Below are 18661 nucleotides of genomic sequence, written 5' to 3'. Positions count from 1 at the left end.
TCAGCAGCCGCCCAGCCGATAAACGAGGCTGTTGCTCTGTGGGGAATGTTTGATGGCCTACTTTCTGAACTTGAGGATCGGCGCCCGCCTGGCGTGGGTGTTCGGCGGCACGCTGGCGATGATGGCCGGCATGGTGATGGCGGGCCTGTGGGGTTTGAACGCCTTGCATGGGATGACGCGCCAGACGCTGGAGCAGGACGTGGCGCTGGCGCAGCAAGCCGCGGACCTGCAGATCCTCGTGCTGCAGGAGCGGCGCTTCGAGAAGGACGCCTTCATCAACGTCGCCGACGCCGACAAGCGCAACGGCTACGTCCAGAAGTGGAGGGACGCCGGCACCCGCCTGCAAGCGGCGCTGGGACACGCCCAGACCCTGGAGCTGGCGCCTCAGGATCGCGACGAGCTCGCCCGTATCGGCGAGCACTTCAAGACCTACCTCGCCGGCTTCGACACGGTGCTTGCCGCCGTCCAGGGTGGCCAGATCACGACCACCCAGGAGGCGAACGCGACGATGGGCAAGTTCAAGGCCTCGGTGCAAGGCATGGAAAAGGCCGTGGACGACCTGAACGAACGGGCCGTGCAGCGTGCCCGCGCCGTGGTCGCGCGCATCGACGCCGTGCGCAGCCGCAGCGCCGCCATCCAGATCGGCATCGCTCTGACGGGGCTGCTGCTGGCCACGGTGTCCTGCTGGCTGGTCACCCGTTCCATCACCCAGCCGCTGCGAATCGCCGTGCGGGTGGCGGAGACCGTGGCCGGCGGCGACCTGAGCTCCTCGATCGAGGCCCGCTACCGTGACGAGACCGGGCAGTTGCTGGCTGCCCTGCAACGCATGAACGCCAGCCTCGTCGGCATCGTGGGCCGCGTGCGCCACGCCAGCGAATCGATCGCGACCGGCTCGACGCAGATCGCCGTCGGCAGTGCGGACCTGAGCCAGCGCACCGAGGAGCAGGCCAGCAACCTGCAGCAGACGGCCGCGTCGATGGAGCAGCTGACCGCGACCGTGAACCACAACGCCGACACCGCCCGCCAGGCCACCGAGCTGGCGAGCAGCGCATCCGCCGTGGCGCGCCAGGGCGGGCACGTCGTCGGCCAGGTGGTGCAGACCATGGACGACATCAGCGCGAGCTCGAAGAAGATCGCCGACATCATCGGCGTGATCGACGGCATCGCCTTCCAGACCAACATCCTGGCCCTGAATGCGGCCGTCGAGGCGGCCCGTGCCGGCGAGCAGGGCCGCGGCTTCGCGGTGGTGGCGGGCGAGGTGCGCGCCCTGGCCCAGCGCAGCGCTCATGCAGCCAGGGAGATCAAGGGCCTGATCGGCGAGAGCGTCGACAAGGTCGAGAACGGCACCCGGCTCGTGGCCGATGCCGGCCAGACCATGGACAGCATCGTGGCCCAGGTGAAGCGGGTGAGCGACCTCATCGACGAGATCAGCCACTCCAGCCTGGAACAGAGCAGCGGCATCGGCCAGATCGGGCTGGCCGTGACGCAGCTGGACACCGTCACCCAGCAGAACGCTGCGTTGGTCGAAGAAAGCGCCGCCGCGGCCGAAAGCCTCAAGCACCAGGCCGCGGGGCTGGCCGACATGGTGGCGGTGTTCAAGCTGGCCGCCTGAACACCGCGGGCATGCTCAGTTCTTGAGCAGCTCCTTGACGGCGGCTTCCAGCTGCAGGTCGCGCCCGCTGGTCAGCAGCGCAGGATCCTGCCGGACCTCGATGTCCGGCACGATCAGCGCCTTCTCCATGAACTCGCCGCCCTGGTCGCGGAAGCCCACCTCGGGGATGCCGAAGTACAGCGTCGGATCCTGCAGCGTCTCCCACCAGACCGCCGTGCCGGTGCCGGCCACCGGCATGCCCAGCAGCTTGCCGATGCCCAGCTTGCGATAGGTCCACGGGAAGAGGTGGGCATCGGAGTAGTTGCTCTCGCTCATCAGCACGATGGACGGCCGGCTCCATTTGCCCGTCGGCTCCCAGCCCAGCGACTGGCCGCGCGGCAGGAACTCCAGGTAGCGCTTGCCGGACAGCAAGGTGGCGAGCTCGTCGTGCAGGTTGCCGCCGCCGTTGAAGCGGGTGTCGACGATCAGCGCCTCTTTGGCGCTCTGGCGGCCCAGCACCTCGGAGTAGACGTCGCGGTAGCTGTCGTCGTCCATGCCACGGACGTGCACGTAGCCGAGGCGGCCGTTGGAGAGCCTGTCGACCATCTCCCGCTCGGCCTTGACCCAGCGCTTGTAGAGCAGCTCCTGCTGCTCGGCAAGATCGACCGGCTTGACGACCACCTCCCAGCGCTTGCCCTTGGCCGGGTCGAAGACCGCCAGCTCCACCCGCTTGCCGGCCTTCTGGTTCAGCAGCGAATCGACCTCGGCGCCCGGGGCGATCGCCACGCCGTCGATCTTCTCGATCACCATGCCGGCCTTCAGCGCCACCTTGGCGTTGACCAGCGGACCGCCCTCGATCACCTCGGCGATCTTCACGCCCGGGCCGGTCCACGTGTCGTCGTAGAAGGCGCCCAGCGCCGCGGTGGCATCGGCATCCTTGCGCTTGGGGATGTAGCCGGAGCCGGTGTGCGAGACGTTGAGCTCGCCCAGCATCTCGCTCATCGCCTCGGCGAAGTCGAAGTTGTCGTGGATGTAGGGCAGCTGGCGCTCGTAGACCCGGCGGTAGCCGTCCCAGTCCACGCCGCCCAGGTCGGCCACGTAGAGCTTCTGCTTCGTCTGCCGCCAGATGTGGTCGAACATGACGGCCCGCTCGGCCGTGCGATCCAGCCGCATCTCGGCCGAGAACTCCAGCGACTCTGTCTTGACCTCGCCGTCCTCCTTGGGCACCTTGAACTTCTTCAGGCTGCCGGCGGCCAGGACCACGCCGCTTTCGCCCTTGGCGTCGAGCTGCACGTCCGCCGGCTCCTGATCCTCGCCGTTGCCCTTGGGCGCCGGGAACTCGCCGATCTTCCTGGCCGACTTCTGCCGCGGCTTGAGCTGCCACAGCTCGACGGCGTCGGCGGCCTGCACCAGGTAGAACAGGCTGTCGCCGTCGGGCGTCATCGCCATGGCGCGCAGCGGGGCCGAGTTGGGCGTCAGGCGCGCGATGCGGTCCTCCAGCCCCTCGCGCTCGATCTTCACCGGCTCGGGCAGCTTCACGGGCTCGTCGTCCTCGTCGGTCTTCTTCGTCGTGTCCTTCGTCGAATCCGGCTCCCTGGACTTCTCCTTGGCCTGCTTCCTGGCCTTCTCGTCCTTCTTGTCCTTGTCGCCGTCCTTCTTGTCCTTGTCCTTCTCGTCGTCCTCTTCCTGCTTCTTCAGCAGCGCGTACTCGCTCTTGTCCAGGTTGAAGCGGTCGAAGGCCTCCTGGGTGAAGAACATCTGGAACAGGTCCTGCTGGGCGGCGCCGCCGGTGCCGTGCAGGCCCATGCGATCGCTGGACCAGACCATGGCCTTGCCGCCGTTGGTCCAGACCGGATGAACGTCCTCGTAGCCGCTCTTGGTGAGGTTGAGCAGCGGGCCCTTGCCCTGCGCGTCGATCAGGCCGACCTCGTTGCTCCAGCGCTGGTGGTCGATGAAGTTCACCAGCAGCGACTGGCCGTCGGGCGACCAGTCGAACCACTGGTCGCCGTCGCTGTAGGAGTAGTTCATGCTGGCCGGCAGCACCTCGCGCACCTTGCCGCTGGCGATGTTCAGCACCTTCACCGCCGTGCGGTTCTCGAGGTAGGCCACCTCCTTGCCGTCGGGCGAGTAGCGGGGCTGGAAGTTCTCCTGCCCGTTCTTCAGCAGCGTCTTCAACTGCACGCCCGCGGCGCTGAAGAAGTACGGGTGGTCCTTCTTCTTGCCGGGCAGGCGGGCCTCGTAGAGATTCCACGAGCCCTCGTTCTCGCCGGCGAAGACCAGCCGCCGGCCGTCCGGGCTGAAGCTCACCGAGCGCTCCTGGCCCGATGTGTTGGTGATGCGGCGGGTGTCGCCGAACTCGGTGGAGGCGACGAAGACCTCGCCGCGCACGACCAGCGCCACCTCCTGCCCGTCAGGGCTGAGGGCCACTTCGGTCGCGCCCTCGGTAAGCTTGACGTTCTCGACCCGGTCGACGCGGGTGTCCGCGGCGATCTGCACGGCGACCTTCGTGGGCTCCGTGGCGCCGGGGGCCAGGGTGTAGAGCTCGCCGTCGTAGCCGAAGCTGAGCGTGCCGTTCTTCGCCACGCTGAGAAAGCGCACCGGGTTCTTGCTGAACCGCGTGATCTGCGTGGCCGCCTCGGGCTGGGCCAGCGGCATCTTCCAGACGTTGAAGGAGCCGCTCTTCTCGCTCAGGTAGTAGATGGCCTGTTCGTCGGGCGACCAGACGGGGTTGCGATCCTCGCCGCCGAAGGTGGTCAGCTGGCGGTGCCGGCCGGTCTTGGCGTCGTAGAGCCAGATGTCGCGGGCCACCGGCGAGACGTGGTGCTTGCGCCAGGCGTTCTCGTAGCCCTTCCAGTCCTCGTACACGAGCTGGGTGCCGGCGCTGTTGAACGAGCCCGAGGGCGCCGGCGTGCTGAAGATCTGCACCGGCCGCCGGCCCCCTTCGATCGAGACCTTGTAGAGCTCGCCGACCTGGCGGCCGGGGAACTGCACCGCCGAGCGCGCGTCCATGCGCTGGGCCGAGAACAGCACCGACTGGCCATCCGGGGCGAACGAAAGGGGCAGCTCGTTGTTGGAGTGCGTCGTCAGCCGGCGCGAGGGCCCGCCCAGCGCATCCACCACGAAGACGTCGAAGTTGCCGTGCACGTCCGACGCATAGGCGATGCGCCTGCCATCGGCCGACCACACCGGCGCGTAGCTGTGGTGCCCGTTGGCCACCAGCAGCCGCGCCACCCCGCCTGTGGCCGGCACGATGAAGAGGTTGCCCTCGAAGGCGAAGGCGATCTGCGAGCCATCGGGCGACAGGGCCGGATAGCGCATCCACAGGGGATTGGCCAGCGGGCCCAGCGGCACCGCGGCTTCGGCATGAGCCGCCGCGCTGGCGCCGATCGCCAGCAGCAAGGCCAGGCACCTGAGGACATGGCGTGGATTCATGGTCGATTCGAGGAGCGTGCAAGGCGCTCGAGGGTTTTTTGGAAGCTCGCGAATATGCCCGAGCCCGCCGACGAACCGAAGCCCGCACGCGACGAAACGCCGGCTCATGCATCCGAAACGCCTCCGGCCGCCCAGGCAACGATGGGCAGGTCAGAACATCAGGGCCTTGTCGACGTCCTGCAGCTTGCGGCGGGCCAGCGCGAGGTTGGACTTCGGCTTGTCCAGGACGAAGTAGAGGAAGGCGCCTTCCTTGCGGGAGGACGGACGGATCAGGTGGTAGTGCCGGCCCAGGGTGATGAGGATGTCCTCGATCACGTCGTTCAGGCCGAGAGAACGCATCGTCTTGAGCTTGGCACGCACGACCTCGGTGTTGCCGGCGGCGGCCACTTCGAGGTCCACGCCGGAGCCGATGGAGCCCAGCATCATGCCGCTCTCCGAATCCACCACCGCGGCGCACATCGCGCCATCACAAGTCATCAGTTCATCGAGGGTCTGGCGAATCGTTGCCACGTGTGTTCCTAGTCTTTCAGTGATCCGAGGTCCGGTTCAGGACGATGACAGGCAGGACCCGGGGTGCCGGTCATCGGGTCTAAGGGTTCAGATGGAGGCCTGGATGCACTGGCCGAGCTTGCGGGCGTGCTGCTGCCAGCTGGTCCAGTCCACGGTGCTGTTCTCCGCCAGGCTGACCAGCAGCACGTCGGGGTCGCGCAGGCACGGCAGCAGCGTCAGCATCCCGCCGCGGTGATGGGCCGTCACGCCGCCCAGGTCGCCCATCATCGAGAAGTGATGGCTCAGCCGCGAGTGCAGACGCCAGTAGTCGACGGCCGCTTCCCACAGGCCTTCGTGCGGCAGCGGCATCACCTCGTACCAGACGAGGCCGCTGGAAGAATCGACCAAGGCACAGCCGCGGATGCCACGGTGCGCCGTGCACATGTCTCGCAGCATCTGCTGGACCGAGGGCCGCGTCACGCCGAGAGCTCCCGCACGGTCTCGGCCACGGCATGCATCGCCAGGCCCAACAGCGCTTCGCGCGTCACCAGCGCAGCCACCACCACGCCGACCGTGCCGATCCGCCCGCCGCCGCGCACGACGATGTAGCCGGACTCGCCCTCGAGCATCAGGCAACGCACCCTTCCGATGCCCGCCTCGGCGGCCATCACCTCGCCGATCGCCGAGAGCGAGCTCATGATGGCCGCCAGGCGTGCCGACTCCAGCGAGCTGCGCGTCGCGCAGCCGAGCTCGAACCCGTCCTCCGTGGCCACGACCACGGCGCGCGAGCCGTCGAGCTTGCCCAGCAACCGGTCAGCGACTTCGGCCGCCCGCAGCCGTACCGATTCATCCATGGTGTTCTCCCTCCAGGGTGGCGCGCGCCTCGGCCTGCGCCAGCAGCATCTCGACCAGCATCAACACATCCGCGCGCTGCCGGACGTCGACCGGCAGCAGCGGATAGACGTGGCCGTGGCGCTCGAGCAGCGCGGCGTAGTCGTCCAGCGAAGGGCTCGGCGAGGATTCCGTCCGGCCGACGCCGACGACACAGGGCAGCCCTCGCAAGGGCTCGCTGAGCGCCACCAGGAACTGCTCGACATCGGCCAGGGGATCCGGCGCGGAGTTGTCGGCCAGCAGGACCACGCCAATGGCATTGCGCAGCAGGATCTTCCACATGAAGTCGAACCTGCTCTGGCCCGGCGTGCCGTACAGCCTGACGATCTCGCCCCCGCCGAGCTGCACGCAGCCGAAGTCCAGTCCGACGGTGGTCCGCAGCTTGGCCAGGCCCGCGTCGTGGTTCGCCACGTCGGTGCTCACCGGCGCGACGTCGCTCAGCGCGCAGATGGCGGTGGTCTTGCCGGCGCCCGGCGGGCCCGTGAAGACGATCTTCGGTTCTATCGACATGGCATCACCCCAGACCCAGGTGGCGGCGCAGCCGCCCGAAGATCCCGACGTCGGGCGGCGGCGCCACCGCGACCGCAGGCCGGCGGCTCGCCGCCGCGTTCGAACCCGTCCCGGGACGGACATTGACCGAGCGCGCCATGGGCGCGGCGTGGGCGCTCGAGGTAGCCCTCGCACTGGCCTGGCCCAGGGCGGCGCCCGGGACCATCACGGCGGCCTGGGCAGGACGTGCCTCCAGGTAGCCCGCAGAGTCCAGCGCATCGAGCAGCGCAGTGCAGGTCGATCGGTCGGCCCCGCTCAAGGTGCACAACTGCTCGACGGTCAGCGGACCGGATGCCAGGAAGCTCAGGAAACGCGTGGCTCGGGCGCGGCCGCGCAGGAACTCCGCCTTCGGCCAGCGCGCCAGGCGGTAGCGCCCGGTCCTTTCCGGGCGCTGGACGGGAGGCGGGTCCTGAATGACCGGAGCGGGAGCGGGAGCGGGAGCCGCAGCCGGAGCCGGAGCCGGAGCCGGAGCCGGACCCGGAGCCGGAGCCGGAGCCGCAGCCGCAGCCGCAGCCGGGGCGGGAGCGGGAGCGGGAGCCGGAACGGGTGCCGGAGCAGGACCGGATGCCGGGACGGGCGAAGGAACCGGTGGCTTGACAGATGCCGTCGCAGGCGCAGGTTTCGCCGCGGGGGCTGGCGGAGGAATCGGCGCCGAATCCTCGGCACGCTCCGCAGAATACTCTGGCGCGACCTCCTCTATTTCCCCTGCCCCCGCCTTCAAACCAAGCTCGACGCGCCGGAGCAAATCGGAGAAATCATCCATCTGCAACGGCCGGCGCAATACCTGAGCAAATGGGGAAGCCTCCGTGCCACCGCCATCTTCGACGCCGGCCAAGACCGGCCGTGCGGAGTTTTCTACAGGGCGGGGCGGGCGCGCGCCGCCCCCCATGAGCAGCAGATCGCAAGCGTCGCATGTCGACCAGTCCCAGCGCGCCGCCTCGGTATTCCCGACAAACCTCAGGAATACCTTGAGCGCGCGCTCGTCCGCCTCGGACAAGTCGATTGATGAAACTTGATAGTTCGGCTTATCCACAAGTATGACTCGAAACCGAGGCGCATTTCAGCAACGCACAGGGGGCGAGTCATGACCGAAACGTGATCATGGGGTGACGGGTCCTGAGGCCCGGGGAACCCCGGGAATTTGCGGGAATATTCCTCAGGGAATGCCTCCCCGACGGAACCCGTTATATCTTCGTCACAAATGTATTCGGGCCACCGGGCAGCACGCCTCAGGCCTCGTCCGGGGCAGGCGACGCCGCAAACCATGCATCCAGCCCGCCGGCCAACGGCCGCGCCCGGTGGAAGCCCTGGTCCATCAGGCGCTGGGCCGCCACCGCTGCCGAGGCCTCGTTCGGGCAATTGCAGTAGACGACGATCTCGCGCTCTCGCTGCCAGCCACTGGCCACAGTGGGAAGGTCCTTGAGCGAGACGACCACCGCGCCCGGGATGACCCGGCCGTCGGCCTCGACGCTGGCCGGCGCCCGAACGTCCAGGATCAGCGGCTCGCGGCCCTGCTGCAGCAGCTCGCGCAGCTCGTCGATATGCACGCGCGGCACACCGAGCGCGATGCGCGCCCGGCGGCGGCGCCACCAGCGCCAGGCCACCATCACCAGCACGATGCCCAGCACGAGGACGACCGCCGCGCTGCCGGTGCTGCTCATCACGTCGAGCACCTCGGCGATCTGGTGGCGAAACAGCAGGCCCAGCCCCAGGAACAGGCCGGTCCACAGCACGGCGGCGACAAGCCCGTAGGCCACGAAGGTGCGCCAGGACATCCGCATCGCGCCGGCCATGGGCGCGGCCACCACCGACACCCCCGGCACGAACTTGGCCGCGATGAGCGAGCCGCCGCCCCAGCGCAGGATCAGCGATTCGCTCTGCTGGACGCAGATGTCGGGCGACAGCGAGATGCGGCACAGCAGCCGCATCATCCGCTGGCCCCAGCGGCGGCCACCGGCGAACCACAGCGCATCGCCGGCCAGGTTCGCCAGCAGGGCGGCGAAGAAGACGGCCCACATCGAGAGCTGCCCGCCCGCCGACAGGCCGCCGGCGACCACCAGCAACGGCCCCGCGGGCACCGGCGCGCCCACGCGCGCCGCCAGCGTCGCACCAAACACGATGGCCACGCCATGCCGCACCAACAACGCCACCAGGTCTTCCACTGTCGACTGTCCCTTCGCACAGGAAGCGCGATGGTGCCATCCCCGCATCCTGGCGTCCTTCGAACGCCTCGAGGAGACGCTTGCGGCGACTTGAGATGATGCGGGCCGGGCCTATGGACGCTGGCAGCGGCGGGCGAAGTCGCGCACCGCGCGGACGAACTCCGCCGGCACCTCCAGCGGCGAGAACTCGCCGCTGCCGCGCAGGACGCCGCCGCCCACGTGCTGCGCTCCCATGGCCCGCATGCCGGCCACGTAGTCGTCCGGCGTGCGCCCGTCGGCATCGCCCCGCAGGTACAGCACGGGCGTGTCGAAGTTCTTCGGCCGGCTGTTGTGGCTCACGTCGGCCGGCATGGCGCGGTACCAGTCGAAGCCGGCCTTGAGCGACTCGGGCCGCTCGTAGGCGCTGGCAAAGGCCTCGCGGTAAACCTCGCCCACCGCCTCCCGCCGGCCCGCCAGCGCGTTCACGAAGAAGTCGAAGTAGGCCTGCTGGTGGCCTTGCACGAGCAGCTCCGGCAACTCGGGAAGGGCATGGAAGGCGAAGTGCCAGATGCGCGGATCGCTCAGCACCTGGCCCCAGGGGCTCAGGCCGGGGATCACGGTGTTCATCACGATGGCCCCGGCGATGCGGGCTCCGAGGTCTCGCGCTGCGGCGTAGGCGATCATGCCGCCGACGTCGAAGCCCACGACCAGCGGCGAGCGCGCCCCGGCCCGCTCGGCGGCACCGACCAGCAGATCGGCGAGCACGGCCTTCTCGGCCGAGGGCAGAGCGCCGTGCGACTCGCCGATGCCGGGCAGGTCCAGGGCGAGCACGAAGTGATCCTGCGCGAGCTCGTCCAACACCTGGTCGTACACCCGACTCGATTGCGGCCAGCCGTGCAGCAGAAGCAAGCCGGGACGACCCGCCTGTCCGCTGCTCAATCCGCCCAGGACCAGGCCTTCGTGCTCGATGCGCAGGACTTTCATTCGTTGCTCCCTTGACGCGTGTGTCCGTCGAGGGCAGCAAACGTCGTTCCGCCGGTGCGGCCTCGACGGCACGGGGCCAATGGGTGGCGCCGAGGGCCAGCGGCGGTCAGCGCGTGTTCGTGCTCAACGGCGTGGTCCACCGGGCCGCTGAGCCTTCAGGCCCGCTGCCGCATCCACTCGGCCGCGGCATCGGCCAGCGCATCCCTGACCTGCGCATCGTTCCAGCCGCTCTTGGCGCGGACGTGGAACGAGTGGTCCGCATCCTCGAAGGTCTTCAGCGTGGCCTGGTCGCCCAAATCCGAGGTGACCGAGCGGATGAGCTCGAGATCGGCCAGTTCATCGCGCGTGCCCTGCAGGAACAGCATCGGCAGCCCGACCTGCGCCAGGTGCCTGGCCCGCTCGATCGAGGGCTCGCCCGCGGGATGCAGGGGAAAGCCGACGAAGACCAGGCCCTTCACGCCGGGCAGCGCCTGCGCCGCTTGCGCCTGCGACGTCATCCGGCCGCCGAACGACTTGCCACCGGCGAACAGCGGCACCCCCGGCAGCCGGCGCGCCGCCTCGGCGACCGCGGCACGCACCGCCGCATGCCCCACCTTCGGCACGTCGGGCCGGCGCGAGCCCTTGTCCATGTAGGGAAAGTTGTAGCGCAAGGTGGCGATGCCGCGCTCGGCGAGGCTGCCCGCCAGGTCGGCCATGAAGTGGTGCGCCATGCCCGCCCCGGCCCCGTGGCCGAAGACGAAGGCCGCGGTGGGAGACGCCGGCCGAGTGAGCAGGCCGCCGACCTGCGTGTCGGGATCGAGGGCGATGCGGAGTTCTTCGGTGGAGGGTGTGCTGGAGTCCATCGCCGCACCTTACGCCATGCCGAGGGCCTTCATCCCCTTGGTGACCTGCTGCCGCTTCTTCCAGTAGCCGGCCCATGGATCCTCGCTCTGGAACGACAGGTACTCGCGTGCCGTGGCGATGGTCCACTGGGCGCCGCTCTTGAGCTCGGGCAACTGCTCCCAGTGCACCGGCATCGACACGCCGAGCCCCGGCCGCGAGCGGGCCGAGAAGGCCGCCGCGGTCGTCGCGCCGAAGCCGTTGCGCAGGTAGTCGACGAAGAGCTTGCCCACGCGGTTGGAAGCACCGCTCTTGGCGACGAAGCGCGAAGGGATGGTGCGGGCCAGGTGCTGCACGACCGCCTGCGAAAAATCCTTCACCGTGTCGTAGTCCAGCTTGGGCGTGATGGGCACCACCAGGTGCAGGCCCTTGCCGCCCGAGGTCTTGAGCCAGGCTTCGAGGCCCAGCTCCGTCAACATCGCGCGCACCAGCAGCGCGGCCTCCTGCACGTGCTGCCAGGGCGTGCCCTCGCCAGGGTCCAGGTCGAAGACGATGCGGTCCGGCTGGTCGATGTGCTGCTTCGTCGAGTTCCAGGTGTGCAGCTCGATCACGTTCATCTGCGCGGCGCCGGCCAGGGCCTCGGCAGTCGCGATCTCCAGCAAGGCCGGGTGGCCGGGCCAGAGCGCTTCCGGCAGCTCCTTGATGCCCGGGATGCCGAGCTTCTCACCGTGCTTCTGGAAGAACAGCTCGCCGCCTATGCCCGTGGGCCCGCGCACCAGCGACACGGGGCGGTTCTTCAGGTGCGGCAGGATCCATTCGGCGACCGACTCGTAGTAGCGCACGAGGTCGAGCTTGGTCAGCCCCGTGCTCTCGTCGATGACGCGCTCGCCGTGGCTCACCCGCACGCTGCCGGCGGGACGGGCCGGTTTGGAGCCCTGGATGTCCTGGGGCCGCTCGCGCAGCACGGCGGTCGCCGGCTTGTCGGCCCGCAGGCCGGCGTAGACAGCATGGCGGATCTGGCCGTCGGGCGTCCACTCGCCGAACTCGACCTCGGCCACCAGCGTCGGCTTCACCCAGCGCTCGCTGCCGGGCGCACGCCGCGACCAGCGGCCGGGCTTTGGCTTGTCGGCCGCGGTGCCGGCACCGAAGGGCGGCTTCGGGATCTCCAGCGGCGCGACGGTGTCCTTCAGCTTCTTCGCCTCCGCCGTGTCCCAGCCGGTGCCCACGCTGCCGACGGACAACAACTCGCCGCCGGGCTTGTCGTACACGCCCAGGATCAGGCTGCCCACCTGTGAAGGTTCCCCGGTGCGGTCGGTGAAGCCGCAGACGACGAACTCCTGCCGCATCTTCACCTTCAACTTGAGCCAGGTGTCGCTGCGGTGGGAGACGTAGGGCGCGTCCGCCCGCTTGGCAATCACGCCCTCCAGCTGCAGGCGCTTGGCCGAGGCCAGGATGGTGGCCGGGTCGACCTCGAAGTCGGCGCTGAAGCGCACCGGATCCTCCGCCTTCTCGTCCATCAGCGCCTTGAGCACCGTGCGCCGGTCGCTCAGCGCCACGCCGCGCAGGTCGTGACCCTCGAAGAAGGGCAGGTCGAAGACGAAGTAGACGATGGCATCGCTGCTGCCGGGACGCTTGTCGAGCGCTTTCTGCAGGGCGTTGAACTCGGGCTTGCCCTCGGGCCCGAAGGCGACGATCTCGCCGTCGAGCCAGGTGTTGCGCAAGCCCATCGCCTCGATGCCGCGGGCCAGCGCCGGCATGCGATCGGTCCAGTCGTGGCCGCCCCGCGTGATGAGCGCGGCGCGGCCCTTGCCGTCGATGCGCGCCATCAGCCGGTAGCCGTCGAACTTGATCTCGAAGACCCACCGCCCCTTGGGCGGCACGCCGGTGGCCAGCGTCGCCAGCTGCGGGCCGATCTGCGCGGGCAACGGCGCCTTCACCGCGCCCGGCAGCTCCGAGTCACCGCCAGCCTTCGCGCGCGGACGCGGCTCCACAGGCTCGGTGGAGCGCAACGGCTTGGCGATGACGCTGTCGGGCAGCGCCGACACCACGTCGTACTCGGCCGTGGGCCGGGCGTGCTCGTCGCGCTTCTTGAACAGGATCCACGGCTCCTGCTTCTCGCCCGGCTTGGCGATCTTGACCAGCTCCCACAGCCCGACGAGCTTCTGGCCACGCAGGCGGAAGTACAGCTTGCCGGCCTTCAGGCCCTCGTGCGGGTCGTTCACCGGCTCCCAGGTCCCGCGGTCCCAAACGATCACCGTGCCGGCGCCGTAGTGGCCCTTGGGGATCGTGCCTTCGAAGCCGCCGTAGCTCAGCGGATGATCCTCGACGTGGATGGCGATCTGCTTCTTCGCCGGGTCGAAGCTCGGCCCCTTGGGCACGGCCCAGGACAGCAGCACGCCGTCGAGCTCGAGGCGGAAGTCGTAGTGCAGGCGCGAGGCCGCGTGCTTCTGCACGACGAAGCTCAGCGCCTTGCCGCGCTTCCTGGCCGCCGGCTCGCCGCGCGGCTCCGCCGTGACCGAGAAGTCGCGCTTGGCCCAGTAGCGGGCGAGCGGGTTGTCCTGGTCTTTCGCGGCTCGGGCCGGCATGGCGGCAGCCCCTGTGTCAGCGCGCCAGCCGCCGGTAGGCACTGAAGTGCCGCAGCGCGCCTTGCGCGTCGCCCTGCTTCTCCAGCAGCCGCCCGATGTTGTAGTGGGCGTCGGCCAGGTCGGGGTCCAGCGCCAGGGCGCGGCGGTAGCTGAGGATGGCACCGCCGAGGTCGCGTTGATCCTCCAGTGCGATGGCGTGGTTGAAGTGGATCAGCGCATCGACCGCGCCGAGCTGCAACGCGTGTTCGTAGAGATCGGCCGCCTCGATGCAGCGGCTGGCCTCGCACAGCAGCGCGCCGAGGTTGAGGTAGGCATCCACGTAGGTGGGCACCAGGGCGATGGCCTCGCGATAGGCCGCCTCGGCGGCCTTGGGATTGCTCGCTTCCTGGCGCTCGCCCTGCTGGAACCAGGCCTGCGCCTGCGCCCGCTTGTCCGCGGCGCGCAGAGGTGCGACGGTCGGCTCCGGCCGGCGGTCGATGAAGGCGACCTCGCCCGTGCGCGGCGCGGGGTTGACCTCGAAATCCAGCACCCGCTGGCCCGAATCGACCTTGCGCGCGCCGTGGCCGTCATGCACCACCACGTCGGCCCCCACGGCTGAGACACGCAGCCCGGTGAGCGGCAGGTCGGACGGCAGCTCGCCACGCAGCCGCGCCAAGGCCCGCAGGATCTTGCGCGGCGCGATGTTGGCTTGGCTCAGCGCGTGCGCGGTGCGCAGCAGCAGCAGGTCCTGGAAGGAGAAGCGGTACTCGTTGCGCGGCCCGCGGGCGGGTCGAACGAAGCCGTCCGCGACCAGCCCGGTCACCACCGAGCGCGGCAGATCGAGCAGCTCCTGGACGCGCTTCAGGGTGTAGGTGGCATGGGCGAGAGACGTCGTCACTTCCTCGCTCTGGCCTTGGCCGGCGCCGGGGCTTCAACCACCTCGGCCACCTTGGCCGCACGCTTGACACCCTTGCGCGGCGCGGCGGCCTCGGCCGCCTCCTCGACCGCCACGGCCACCTTGGCCTTGGGCTTGGCAGGGGCCGGCTCCTTGGTCTTCTTCCCGAGGCTGGCCTGCAGCGCGGCCATCAGGTCGATGACCTGGCCACCCAGCGGCGCCTCCTCGGCACGGACGGCATCGACGATCTGCCGGCCGGCGATCTTCTCGTCGATGGCGGCGAGGATGCGTTTCTTCTCCTCGTCCTCGTACTTCTCGGGCACGTAGGCCTCTTCGGACGACTGCTCGATCAGCTGCAGCGCGAGCTGCAGCTCGGCCGGCGTGACGTTGACCTGCTCGATGTCGAGATCCTTCAGCGAGCGCACCTCGCCGGCATACAGCAACTGTTGCAGCACCAGGCCGTCCTCGTGCGGACGGATCTGCACCACGTACTGCTTGGCCTTCCAGGCCCACTTGGCCAGGGCGCACTTGCCGCTTTCGCGCAGCGCCTCCTTCAGCAGGGTGTAGGGCTTGGCGCCGCGCTTGTCGGGTGCCAGCAGGTAGGCCTTGTCGTAGTACAGCGGGTCGACCGACTTCTCGGGGATGAAGGCCATGATCTCGACCATGTGGCTGGAGCTCTCCTCCAGGGCCTTCAGCTCCTCGGGCGAGAAGAGAACGAAGCGGTCCTTCTCGAACTCGTAGCCCTTGACCATCTCCGCGCGCGGCACCAGCGACTGGTCCTTCTCCGACACGTACTGCTGCTTGACGCGCGAGCCGTCCTTGGTCAGCAGGTTGAAGCGGATGGTCGACGAACTCTCGGTGGCCGAGTAGAGCTTGACCGGGATGGAGACCAGGCCGAAGCCGAGGGTCAGCGAGGCAATCGAACGCGCAGCCATGCCATGCTCCTTGGAAGCGGTACCACGTCGACAGGAGGGGCGAATGGTATGCCCGCCCCTGGCGAATCGCCAAGCCGGCCGCGGCGTGGCAGCAACGCCTGGGGCGGACGCGTGCAGCCACGGGCCCTGGCGCCTCGGCGATCTTCAGTCCCGGCGCCGCCGGAAGGCCCACCAGGCCGCCAGCAAGGTGAACAGCGCGACCAGGAAGACCACGAGCGCGAACCCGTGCGCGTCGTCGCCCAGCGGAATGCCGCCCACGTTCATCCCGAAGAAGCCGGTGGTGATGTTGATGGGCAGCGCCAGCACCGTCACCATCGTCAGGGTGAACAGGCTGCGGTTGGTCTGCTCGCTGACCTGGGCCGCGATCTCCTCCTGCAGCAGCTTGATGCGCTCCTGCAGGTCGGACATGTCACGGATGACGAACGAGAACTCTTCCGTCGACTGGCGCAGCTCGTCCAGGTCCGGCGCGGCGGCCCAGGGCGGCGGCTGGCGCAGCAGTCGGAACAGCGCCGCCGGCTCGGGCGCCAGCAGGCGCTGCAGGCGCACGAGCAACCGGCGCACCTTGCCGAGGTCCATCCGCTGGCGCTGCAGGCGGCCGACCAGCAGCTTGTCCTCGATCGCGTCGACGTCCAGTGTGGCCTGGCGCACGATGCGCATGAGCACGTCGCCCTGGTCGCGCAGCAGGCGGTTCAGCAGGCCCACCGGCGAGCCGAACCGCACGCCCTTCTTCGCCTCCTCGCGCAGGCGGTCGATGGAGCGCAGCGGATGGACGCGGGCACTGACGGCAAGGCGAGGGCCGGCAGCCACCCACAGCGTGGCGATCTCCGACGGGTCGAAGGAGAAGTCGTAGGCCACGTCGTTCACCACCGCGATGAGCGTGTCGTCGGCCATCTCGAGGCGGGTGGAGCGCGAGCCCTCGCGCAGCGCCTCGAAGTACTCCGGCGGCAAGGGCAGATGGCTTTGCATCCACGGCGTCGCGGATGCATCGGCCAGGTCGAAGTGCAGCCAGACGAAGGACGCGTCGTCCTCTGCCGGCGGCGTGCCCAGCCATTGCCTGGCCTGCTCCAGGTCCACCGGCTGGCCCGCCTCGCCAGCGCGGAACAGGAAGCCGCACAAGTGGCCGAAGGGGTGGGCACCGTAGGAAATCGCCATGCTCTGTGCTCGCTCTTGAGGACCCCGCGCCGAGGCCTTTCTGCGAGAGGCCTCGCCGGCGGGCGGGCGATGATGGCACGACGATGTGAAGCGCTTTCAGGAACGCCAGATCAGCGGGCGAGGAGGCCCGGCGACGGCTACTGCCAGTGGTTCACCGACCCGATGTAGGCCCACAGCGCGTCCAGCTCGCCCGGCTTGAGCACGCCTTCCCAGGCGGGCATGGCGCGCAGGCCCTTGCTGACGCTGTTGCGGAAGCGCTCGGGGTTGTCCTTCGGGAACTGGCGCAGATCGAAGCCGATGCCGTTGGAGACCAGGTTCAGGCCGTGGCAGCGCACGCACAGGCTCATGTAGACGCGGCGCCCCTGGTCCGCCAGGGCCGCCCCGTCCGGGGCGGACGCAGCCGCGTCCTGTGCGCAGGTCGGCGCCGCGAAAGCGACCAGCCACCCGACGATCGCCAGCCTCCTCACTGCTTCAGGGCGAAGGTCCAGACCGAGCCGCCGGCGGGCACGTTGGTCACTTCGGGATCGCCGGCCAATGCGGCGTACACCGTGGCCGACCCGGAAAGGACGGTGACGTACTGCCTGCCATCACGCTCCCAGGCGATCGGCAGGCCCGAGATCCCCGAGCCCGTCTGGAACTGCCAGAGCTTCTTGCCGCTCTTCGCGTCGAAGGCCATGAAGGCCCCCGTCTGCGAGCCGGTGAAGACCACGCCGCCGCCGGTCGAGAGCACGCCGCTCCAGTTCGGTGACCTGGAGGGCACCTCCCACACCCGCTTGTTGGCGACCGGATCCCAGGCGACGAGCGCGCCGCGGTTGCCGTCCTCCGGGCCGACAAAGCCACCCAGCTCCAGCCCCAGCCACCAGTTGGGCGCGCCGGGCTTGTCCTGCTTGACGTACTTGACCTTCATGCCCACGTTGATGGTGTTGAAGAAGGCGAGCTTGCGGCCGGGGTCGTAGCTCATCGGCATCCAGTTCTTGCCGCCGAAGGCGCTGGGCCAGACCTCGACGAAATCGGTGGGCGCCTCGGTCTGCCGCAGCATGGTCGTCAGGGGCGTGTCGATGGGCCGGCCGGTGGCCATGTCGATGCCGGAGGCCCAATTGACGCGCTTGGCGAAACGCTCGGCCGAAAGCAGCTTGCCGCTGCTGCGGTCGATCACGTAGAAGTAGCCGTTGCGGTTGGCCTGCATCAAGACCTTGGTGGGCTTGCCCTGTGTCCCTTGGAGAGGCAGATCGGCCAGCACGAGCTCGTTGGTGCCGTCGTAGTCGTACGGGTCGCCGGGCGAGAACTGGTAGTGCCAGGCGATCTCGCCGGTGGCCGGCCGCAGCGCCAGCACCGAGCCGATGTACAGCGCATCGCCGCCCCGCGTGGCCGGGTTCCACGGCGCGCCGTTGCCCACGCCCCAGTAGACGAGGCCGAGGTCGGGGTCGTAGGTGCCGGTGAGCCAGGTGGGGCCGCCGCCGGTCTCGTAGCGGCCGGGCTTCCAGGTGTCCGCGCCGGGCTCGCCAGGGGCGGCCGTGGTGTAACGCTTCCACTTCTGCTGACCCGTCTTCAGGTCCCAGCCGATGAGGAAGCCGCGCGTGCCGTACTCGCCGCCGCTGATGCCGGTGATGAGCGTGTCGCCGGCCACCAGCGGCGCGTGGGTCATGCTGTAGCCGTCCTTGTAGTTGGCGGCCTGGCTCTTCCACAGCGTCTTGCCGTCGGCCATGCCGATGGCCATCACGTGGGCGTCGATGGTGGTGCGGTAGAGCACGCCGTCGAGCGCCGCCAGGCCGCGGCTGTGGATGCCGCAGCACAGGTACGCGGCCACGTCGGCCGGCACGTCGATCGCGGTCTTCCACTTCTGGCGGCCGGTCAGCGGATCGATGGCCAGGGTGTGGGTGTGCGTGGCGACGTACATCGTGTCGCCGATCAGCAGCGGCTGGCTGGAGGCGTTGGCGCTGTTGTCCAGGCTCAGGCTCCACACCGGCACCAGGTTCTTCGCGTTGCCCGGCGTGATCTGCTTGCCCGGCGCATGCCGGTTCTGCGACCAGCCCATGCCGTAGGTGGTGACGTCGCCGGGCGTGGCGGCGTCGTTGCGCAGGTCGGCCAGCGATTGCGCCTGGACGGCGGGCAGCAGCAGGGCGGCCAGGAGGCCGGCGGCAAGCGCCGCAGTGCGGATGCGGATGAGCATGGCTTGTGTCTCCTTCGGGGCGTGGCGAGGCGATCCAGGGCCACGGCGC

General features: G+C 69.3%; 16 protein-coding genes. 1 reads left to right on the top strand and 15 read right to left on the bottom strand.

The window, feature by feature from the left end:
• The first annotated feature begins 52 nt into the window (after positions 1-52).
• Positions 53-1612 (top strand): methyl-accepting chemotaxis protein, encoded by a 1560-nt coding sequence (locus ACS5PM_RS06815; protein WP_439386831.1) that lies wholly within the window; start codon positions 53-55, stop codon positions 1610-1612.
• Positions 1613-1627: 15 nt separating this feature from the next.
• Here ACS5PM_RS06815 and ACS5PM_RS06810 read toward each other — a convergent pair whose 3' ends face one another.
• The 15 genes from ACS5PM_RS06810 to ACS5PM_RS06740 all read right to left on the bottom strand — a co-directional run bounded on the left by ACS5PM_RS06810 (position 1628) and on the right by ACS5PM_RS06740 (position 18612).
• A complete protein-coding gene (locus ACS5PM_RS06810) occupies positions 1628-5023 on the bottom strand; it encodes a S41 family peptidase (RefSeq protein WP_439386830.1) in 3396 nt (1131 codons plus the stop codon).
• Between the two features lie 150 nt (positions 5024-5173).
• Positions 5174-5533, bottom strand: a complete 360-nt coding sequence (locus ACS5PM_RS06805; protein WP_439386829.1) for a hypothetical protein — start codon at positions 5531-5533, stop codon at positions 5174-5176.
• 87 nt (positions 5534-5620) lie between these two features.
• The gene (locus tag ACS5PM_RS06800; protein ID WP_439386828.1) at positions 5621-5992 is read right to left on the bottom strand and encodes a hypothetical protein; all 372 of its coding nucleotides are present in this window, start codon (positions 5990-5992) and stop codon (positions 5621-5623) included.
• Positions 5989-6366 (bottom strand): roadblock/LC7 domain-containing protein, encoded by a 378-nt coding sequence (locus tag ACS5PM_RS06795; RefSeq protein WP_439386827.1) that lies wholly within the window; start codon positions 6364-6366, stop codon positions 5989-5991. The genes ACS5PM_RS06800 and ACS5PM_RS06795 overlap by 4 nt, the downstream gene beginning before the upstream one ends.
• Complete coding sequence (locus tag ACS5PM_RS06790; RefSeq protein ID WP_439386826.1) at positions 6359-6913, bottom strand: GTP-binding protein; 555 nt, start codon at positions 6911-6913, stop codon at positions 6359-6361. The genes ACS5PM_RS06795 and ACS5PM_RS06790 overlap by 8 nt, the downstream gene beginning before the upstream one ends.
• A 4-nt stretch (positions 6914-6917) precedes the next feature.
• Positions 6918-7211 carry a hypothetical protein gene (locus tag ACS5PM_RS06785; RefSeq protein WP_439386825.1) on the bottom strand — a complete coding sequence of 98 codons (294 nt, stop codon included), beginning with the start codon at positions 7209-7211 and terminating at the stop codon, positions 6918-6920.
• A 970-nt stretch (positions 7212-8181) separates the two neighbouring features.
• Complete coding sequence (locus tag ACS5PM_RS06780) at positions 8182-9114, bottom strand: DedA family protein/thiosulfate sulfurtransferase GlpE (RefSeq protein ID WP_439386824.1); 933 nt, start codon at positions 9112-9114, stop codon at positions 8182-8184.
• Positions 9115-9225: 111 nt separating this feature from the next.
• The gene (locus ACS5PM_RS06775; RefSeq protein ID WP_439386823.1) at positions 9226-10077 is read right to left on the bottom strand and encodes an alpha/beta fold hydrolase; all 852 of its coding nucleotides are present in this window, start codon (positions 10075-10077) and stop codon (positions 9226-9228) included.
• A gap of 155 nt (positions 10078-10232) precedes the next feature.
• Positions 10233-10919: an alpha/beta hydrolase family protein gene (locus ACS5PM_RS06770; protein ID WP_439386822.1), complete on the bottom strand. Its 687-nt coding sequence runs from the start codon at positions 10917-10919 to the stop codon at positions 10233-10235.
• Positions 10920-10928: 9 nt separating this feature from the next.
• Positions 10929-13481 carry a DNA ligase D gene (gene ligD, locus ACS5PM_RS06765; protein WP_439386820.1) on the bottom strand — a complete coding sequence of 851 codons (2553 nt, stop codon included), beginning with the start codon at positions 13479-13481 and terminating at the stop codon, positions 10929-10931.
• 16 nt (positions 13482-13497) lie between these two features.
• Positions 13498-14358 (bottom strand): tetratricopeptide repeat protein, encoded by an 861-nt coding sequence (locus ACS5PM_RS06760; RefSeq protein WP_439386818.1) that lies wholly within the window; start codon positions 14356-14358, stop codon positions 13498-13500.
• Positions 14355-15290, bottom strand: a complete 936-nt coding sequence (gene ku / locus ACS5PM_RS06755; RefSeq protein ID WP_439386816.1) for a non-homologous end joining protein Ku — start codon at positions 15288-15290, stop codon at positions 14355-14357. Before ku ends, ACS5PM_RS06760 begins: the two co-directional genes overlap by 4 nt.
• A 144-nt stretch (positions 15291-15434) precedes the next feature.
• On the bottom strand, positions 15435-16442 hold the full coding sequence (locus ACS5PM_RS06750; protein ID WP_439386813.1) for a transporter: 1008 nt from the start codon (positions 16440-16442) through the stop codon (positions 15435-15437).
• Positions 16443-16579: 137 nt separating this feature from the next.
• Positions 16580-16909, bottom strand: a complete 330-nt coding sequence (locus ACS5PM_RS06745) for a c-type cytochrome (protein WP_439386811.1) — start codon at positions 16907-16909, stop codon at positions 16580-16582.
• Positions 16906-18612 (bottom strand): PQQ-dependent dehydrogenase, methanol/ethanol family, encoded by a 1707-nt coding sequence (locus tag ACS5PM_RS06740; RefSeq protein WP_439386809.1) that lies wholly within the window; start codon positions 18610-18612, stop codon positions 16906-16908. The genes ACS5PM_RS06745 and ACS5PM_RS06740 overlap by 4 nt, the downstream gene beginning before the upstream one ends.
• Between the last annotated feature and the right edge of the window lie 49 nt (positions 18613-18661).

The organism is Ideonella flava, from assembly GCF_051857595.1.
In the GTDB taxonomy this organism is placed as follows: Bacteria; Pseudomonadota; Gammaproteobacteria; order Burkholderiales; family Burkholderiaceae_C; genus Ideonella.
The sequence above is the reverse complement of the archived record's forward strand: the minus strand, read 5'-3'. Positions and strand labels throughout refer to the sequence as shown.

Coding starts and splice junctions, on each gene's coding strand:
- ACS5PM_RS06815 (WP_439386831.1), top strand. CDS start 53: ATGGCCTACTTTCTGAACTTGAGGATCGGCGCCCGCCTGGCGTGGGTG.
- ACS5PM_RS06810 (WP_439386830.1), bottom strand. CDS start 5,023: ATGAATCCACGCCATGTCCTCAGGTGCCTGGCCTTGCTGCTGGCGATC.
- ACS5PM_RS06795 (WP_439386827.1), bottom strand. CDS start 6,366: ATGGATGAATCGGTACGGCTGCGGGCGGCCGAAGTCGCTGACCGGTTG.
- ACS5PM_RS06790 (WP_439386826.1), bottom strand. CDS start 6,913: ATGTCGATAGAACCGAAGATCGTCTTCACGGGCCCGCCGGGCGCCGGC.
- ACS5PM_RS06775 (WP_439386823.1), bottom strand. CDS start 10,077: ATGAAAGTCCTGCGCATCGAGCACGAAGGCCTGGTCCTGGGCGGATTG.
- ACS5PM_RS06770 (WP_439386822.1), bottom strand. CDS start 10,919: ATGGACTCCAGCACACCCTCCACCGAAGAACTCCGCATCGCCCTCGAT.
- ligD (WP_439386820.1), bottom strand. CDS start 13,481: ATGCCGGCCCGAGCCGCGAAAGACCAGGACAACCCGCTCGCCCGCTAC.
- ku (WP_439386816.1), bottom strand. CDS start 15,290: ATGGCTGCGCGTTCGATTGCCTCGCTGACCCTCGGCTTCGGCCTGGTC.
- ACS5PM_RS06750 (WP_439386813.1), bottom strand. CDS start 16,442: ATGGCGATTTCCTACGGTGCCCACCCCTTCGGCCACTTGTGCGGCTTC.
- ACS5PM_RS06740 (WP_439386809.1), bottom strand. CDS start 18,612: ATGCTCATCCGCATCCGCACTGCGGCGCTTGCCGCCGGCCTCCTGGCC.